The organism is Propionicimonas sp. (assembly GCF_047606205.1).
Classification (GTDB): Bacteria; Actinomycetota; Actinomycetes; order Propionibacteriales; family Propionibacteriaceae; genus Propionicimonas.
Genome location: NZ_JASGES010000095.1, coordinates 1 through 5,238, shown reverse-complemented (window position 1 = coordinate 5,238; position 5,238 = coordinate 1). Strand labels below are relative to the sequence as shown.

Below are 5,238 nucleotides of genomic sequence, written 5' to 3'. Positions count from 1 at the left end.
GGGGCGGACGCGGACGCCGCGGCGCCGACGCCGGGCAGCAGGCCCGCGCAGCCGGCCGCCACGAGCAGGGCGATCGCCATCCCGAACGCCCACAGCGAGTAGTGCCAGCGCTTCATCCCCGGGGCTCCCGGACGAGCTTGGCCGCGACGGCCGGGTCGGTCGGACCCTCGCCGTAGGCGGGACACAGGTGCGCCACCGGACAGGCGCCGCAGGCGGGTTGGCGGGCGTGGCAGCGGCGCCGGCCGTGCCAGATCACCCGGTGGTTGAGCGAGATCCAGTCCGAGGCCGGGAACAGGGCGCCGACGTCCGCCTCGATCTGGGGCGGCTTGTCCGACTGCGTCCAGCCGAACCGGTGGGAGAGCCGGATCAGGTGGGTGTCGGTGGTGATCCCCGGGACGCCGAACGCGTCGGTGAGGACCACGTTCGCCGTCTTGCGGCCCACACCGGGCAGCGTGACGAGCTCGGCGAGCGTCCCCGGCACCTCGCCTCCGTAGCGCTCGACGAGGGCGGCGCCGAGCTTGAGCAGCGCCTCGCTCTTGGCCCGGAAGAAGCCGGTGGGGGTGATCAGTCGCTCGAGTTCGGCACGGTCCGCCGCGGCGAGCGCGGCAGCGTCCGGGTAGCGCGCGAACAGGACCGGCGTGACGGTGTTGACCCTGCGGTCGGTCGACTGCGCGGACAGCACGGTGGCGACGAGCAGTTGCAGGGCGTTGGTGTGGTCGAGCTCGCAGTGGGCGTCGGGATACAGCTCTCCCAGCTCGCGGTGGATCGCCCGCGCGCGGCGCACCAGCGCGGTTCGGGACTCGGCCACGACCACCCTCAGAACGAGGCGGCGTTCGCCTCGACCACGAGCTCGACCTCGACCGGGGAGTCGAGCGGAAGGACCGCGACGCCGACCGCGCTGCGGGCGTGACTGCCTCGCGGGCCGAAGACCTGCCCGAGCAGTTCCGACGCCCCGTTGGCGACGGCCGGCTGCCCCGAGAAGGTCGGGGCGCTGGCCACGTACACGACCAGCTTCACCACCCGGCGGATGCCGTCCACGCCACCGACGACGGACGCCGCAGCGGCGACGGCGTTGAGCGCGGCGGTACGGGCGAGACCGACGGCCTGCTCGGGAGTGACCTCCGCGCCGACCTTCCCGGCGTCGGCGAGCACCCCGTCGACGAACGGCAACTGCCCGGCCGTGAAGACCTGGCCGGCGGACACGACGGCGGGGAGGTATGCGGCGACGGGGGCGGGAACGGCGGGCAGCTCGATGCCGAGGTCAGCGAGACGGGCCGAGGCGAGTACCTCGTCGAGTTCCTCGTTCATCCCTCCACCGGACGCTTCAGGTAGGCCACCAGGCTCTCGGCGTTCGGGCCGGGCACGATCTGGACCAGTTCCCAGCCGTCCTGGCCCCAGTTGTCGAGGATCTGCTTGGTGGCGTGCACCAGCAGGGGGACGGTCACGTACTCCCACTTCGTCATGCGCCCAGTATCGAGGATGCCGCCGACATTGCCGATCCCGGGTCCACACCGCTCATTCGCAGCGGCGTCCCTTCGGGCACAGGATCGACGTCCACGACGTGATGTCGGTGCGCTGACGGAGCAGCTGGCGCCGCTCGCGCTCGGTCATGCCACCCCACACGCCCCATTCGATCCGGTTGTCGAGGGCTTCGGCCAGGCACTCGTTGCGGACCGGGCAGGAGTAGCAGACGGATCGTGCGCGCTTCTGGTCGGCGCCCTCGGGGAAGAGTTCGTCCTCCAGTCCACGGCACTTCGCCTGAAGGGTCCAGTCGTCGACTCCGAGCGTCATTGCTCTGATCCTTTCGGGGGGTGGCCCGTGCTCCGGTGTAAGCAATTGCTAGGTGTATGGCCGACGTTCTGTCAAGGACCGCGGGCTGTGAACCTCCAGATTCAGCACCTGCGGAACTGCTCGCACGTCGCATTCGGGGCGATTGGTGGCCGTCACGTACCCTAGAAGCCATGCGTATGGGGAGACGGCTGTACTCGTTGCTCATGTTCGCGGTGGTTTCCGTGCTCGGCGGTCTCCTCGCCGCGGGTCTGGTCGTCCCCATCGCCGGCATGGCGACCACCGCGGGCACGTCCGCGGTGACCAGCCTCGATGAGCTGCCGACCGCGCTGAAGGAGACCCCGCAGCCACAGCGCTCGAAGCTGCTCAACTCGGACGATTCGGTGCTGGCCTACTTCTACGACGAGAACCGCATCTACGAGCCGCTGAGCAAGATCTCCAAGATCATGCAGCAGGCGCAGGTGGCCATCGAGGACCATCGCTTCTACGAACACGGCGCGATGGACCTCCAGGGCACCCTGCGCGCCCTGGTCTCGACCAGCCAGGGCAACACCCAGGGCGGTTCCAGCCTCACCCAGCAGTACGTCCGGCTGGTCCTGGTCGAGCAGGCCGAGGAGAGCAACGACGCGGCGGCGAAGGCTGCGGCCACCGAGAACACCCTGGCCAGGAAGGTCCGCGAACTGCGCTACGCGATCGCGGTCGAGAAGCAGTTCACGAAGGACGAGATCCTCGAACGCTACCTGAACATCGCCTACTACGGCGACGGCGCGTACGGCGTGGAGGCGGCCGCCCGGCACTACTTCGGGGTGAGTGCCGCCAACCTGAACCTTCCGCAGGCGGCGATGCTGGCCGGACTGGTCCGCAACCCGGTGGCGTCCAACCCGCGCACGCACACCCAGGTGGGCGTTCAGCGCCGCAACGACGTGCTGGACCGGATGGCCGAGCTGAACATCATCACCGCGGACCAGGCCGCGGAAGCGAAGGCCACCAAGTTCAATCCCAAGAAGGTGAAGTTCTACCTGAAGGGCTGCGCCAACTCCAAGCTGCCGTTCATCTGCGACTACGCGCTGCAGGTGCTCACGCAGCAGGCCACCTCGCTGGGCGCCACCGAGGAGGAGCGCCTGGAGCGGGTCTACCGCGGCGGGCTGACCATCACGACCGAGATCGACCCCAAGGCGCAGAAGGCCGCCCAGAAGGTGGTCAGCAAGAATGTGGACGCCCGGGATCCGGCCATCGGCGTGATCGTGATGATGGACCCGCAGACCGGCCTGATCAAGGCGATGGCCCAGAGCAGACCGGAGATGGGCAAGAAGAAGGGCCAGACCTACTACAACTATGCCGTCGGCAAGGGCTTCAACGGTGCGGACGGCTTCCAGGGCGGCTCCACGTTCAAGATGTTCGTCGCCGCCGCAGCACTGGAGAACGGCTTCGGCGTCCAGACCAGCTTCCACGTGAAGGCCAGCAAGAATTACCAGGGCGAGACGTTCCAGTCGTGCTCGGGATCGTTCAAGGTGCGGGACCGCTGGGTGGTGGACGGACCGGAGGTCGGCACCTACAACATGTACAACGGCACGGCGCAGTCGGTGAACAACTACTACGTGCCGCTGGAGCAGAAGGTCGGGCTGTGCAAGGTCACGAAGCTCGCCAAGCGGGTGGGCCTCCAGCTCGCCAGTGGTCAGGACATCGTGGACGAGTACAGCAACTATCCGTCCTTCACCCTCGGCGCTGCCGAGATCACGCCGCTGTCGATGATCACCGCCTACGGCACGATGGCCAACCGCGGCACGAAGTGCAATCCGGTGATTCTGAAGTCGATCACCAACACGGACGGCGGGAAGTACGACGTGCCGGACGCGAACTGCAAGCAGGTGGTCGATCCGGAGATCGCCGACGCGGTGAACAAGGTGTTCCAGGGCCCGTTCACGAGCGGGACGCTCCGCTACGCGCAGATCCCCGGCTACACGCTGGCCGGCAAGACCGGAACGGTGCCGCTGAACAAGGCGGAGTGGTCGGTCGGCTACACGCCGAACCTGGTCGCCGCGGCCGTGATCAGCTACGACAACAACAAGAAGTACAAGAAGTACTGGAAGAGCAAGTACAGCTACCTGCGCGGGGTGACCCTGCCCCACTCGCACACCTACCTGACCGGCTTCGGCGCCGACGCGGGCCAGAAGATGCTCAAGCCGGCCATGCAACAGGCGTTGGCGGACATCGACGAGCACGACGACTTCGTCGGCGCGCAGGCGTCCGTGCTGAACGGTGACACGGCCGGCGTGCCGAGCTGCTCGGGCATGGGGTGGTCGAGCTGCCGTGCGGCGCTGACCTCTGCGGGGTTCAGCAGCTACGTGACCTACCGGTACTCCGACACCGTCGGCAAGGGCGGGCTGATCGGCCTCACCCGCACGGGCTCGGTGCCCAAGGGCAGCGAGATCGGCGTGATCGTGTCGAAGGGCGCCAAGCCCGAACCCAAGCCGACCTCGACACCGACGCCGTCCACGGAGCCGACGCGGAAATCGCGCCGGTGATCGGCAAGCTCGCCGGCCGGCTCGCGCTGGCCGGCGCCGCCTGCGTCGCCTACGGGACCGTCGAGGCGAGGGCGTTCCGGGTCCGACGGGTGACGGTTCCTGTGCTGCCGGCGGGCGCGCCCCGACTCCGGGTGCTGCACGTGTCCGACATCCACCTCGCCACGCGCCAAGGCGCCAAGCTGGACTTCGTCCGGGCGCTCGCGGGACTGGAGCCGGACCTGGTGGTCAACACGGGCGACAACATCTCGCAGGCGGAGGCGCTGGAGCCCCTGCTGGAGGCATTCGGCCGGCTGCTGGACGTGCCGGGGGTGTTCGCCTTCGGTTCGAACGACTACACCGCGTCGACCTTCCACAATCCGCTGGCCTACCTCGCATCGTCGACGAGCCGGGACGGCATCCACGAGGACAGGGCGGCACTGCCGACCGAGGCGTTGCGGGCGGGCCTCGCGTCCGGTGGCTGGCGGGACGTGACCGGCCACAAGGTCGTGCTGGATGTGCACGGGGTGCACCTGGAGATCCGGGGCACTGACGACGCCCACCTCCGCCGCGACGACTACTCGCTGGTGGCCGGTCAGCCCGCGGCCGACGCGGATCTGGCGCTCGGCGTCACGCACGCCCCGTACGCGAGGGTGCTGGACGCGATGACCGTGGACGGGGTCCCGCTCCTGTTCGCGGGACACACCCACGGCGGCCAGGTGTGCGTGCCCGGCTGGGGCGCGCTGACCACGAACTGCGACCTGCCGACCGCCCAGGCGAAGGGGCTGAGCCGCTACCACGCCGGCGACCACACGTCGTGGTTGCACGTCTCGGCCGGTGTCGGTACGTCGCCGTACGCGCCGTACCGGTTCGCGTGCCCGCCCGAGGTCACCGTCCTCACCCTCACGGCGGACCCGAATGGCTGAGGTCGGCCAGTTCGGCTAGACTG

General features: G+C 69.0%; 6 protein-coding genes. 2 read left to right on the top strand and 4 right to left on the bottom strand.

From position 1 onward, the window contains the following. Nucleotides 1–112: 112 nt before the first annotated feature. From nth to QM633_RS06320, 4 genes are read right to left on the bottom strand one after another with little or no spacing between them, the layout of a single operon-like run. The gene (gene nth / locus QM633_RS06335; RefSeq protein WP_415152889.1) at nucleotides 113–808 is read right to left on the bottom strand and encodes an endonuclease III; all 696 of its coding nucleotides are present in this window, start codon (nucleotides 806–808) and stop codon (nucleotides 113–115) included. 8 nt (nucleotides 809–816) lie between these two features. Next, entirely contained in the window at nucleotides 817–1,308 is a 492-nt protein-coding gene (locus tag QM633_RS06330) for a RidA family protein (RefSeq protein ID WP_415152888.1), read from the bottom strand. After that, nucleotides 1,305–1,463 (bottom strand): DUF4177 domain-containing protein, encoded by a 159-nt coding sequence (locus QM633_RS06325; protein ID WP_415152887.1) that lies wholly within the window; start codon nucleotides 1,461–1,463, stop codon nucleotides 1,305–1,307. Before QM633_RS06325 ends, QM633_RS06330 begins: the two co-directional genes overlap by 4 nt. A gap of 52 nt (nucleotides 1,464–1,515) precedes the next feature. Then, nucleotides 1,516–1,791 carry a WhiB family transcriptional regulator gene (locus QM633_RS06320; protein ID WP_415152886.1) on the bottom strand — a complete coding sequence of 92 codons (276 nt, stop codon included), beginning with the start codon at nucleotides 1,789–1,791 and terminating at the stop codon, nucleotides 1,516–1,518. Nucleotides 1,792–1,961: 170 nt separating this feature from the next. Here QM633_RS06320 and QM633_RS06315 point away from each other — a divergent pair, with 170 nt between their 5' ends. Next, nucleotides 1,962–4,313 (top strand): transglycosylase domain-containing protein, encoded by a 2,352-nt coding sequence (locus QM633_RS06315; protein WP_415152885.1) that lies wholly within the window; start codon nucleotides 1,962–1,964, stop codon nucleotides 4,311–4,313. Then, nucleotides 4,310–5,215, top strand: a complete 906-nt coding sequence (locus QM633_RS06310) for a metallophosphoesterase (RefSeq protein ID WP_415152884.1) — start codon at nucleotides 4,310–4,312, stop codon at nucleotides 5,213–5,215. Before QM633_RS06315 ends, QM633_RS06310 begins: the two co-directional genes overlap by 4 nt. Nucleotides 5,216–5,238: the final 23 nt, after the last annotated feature.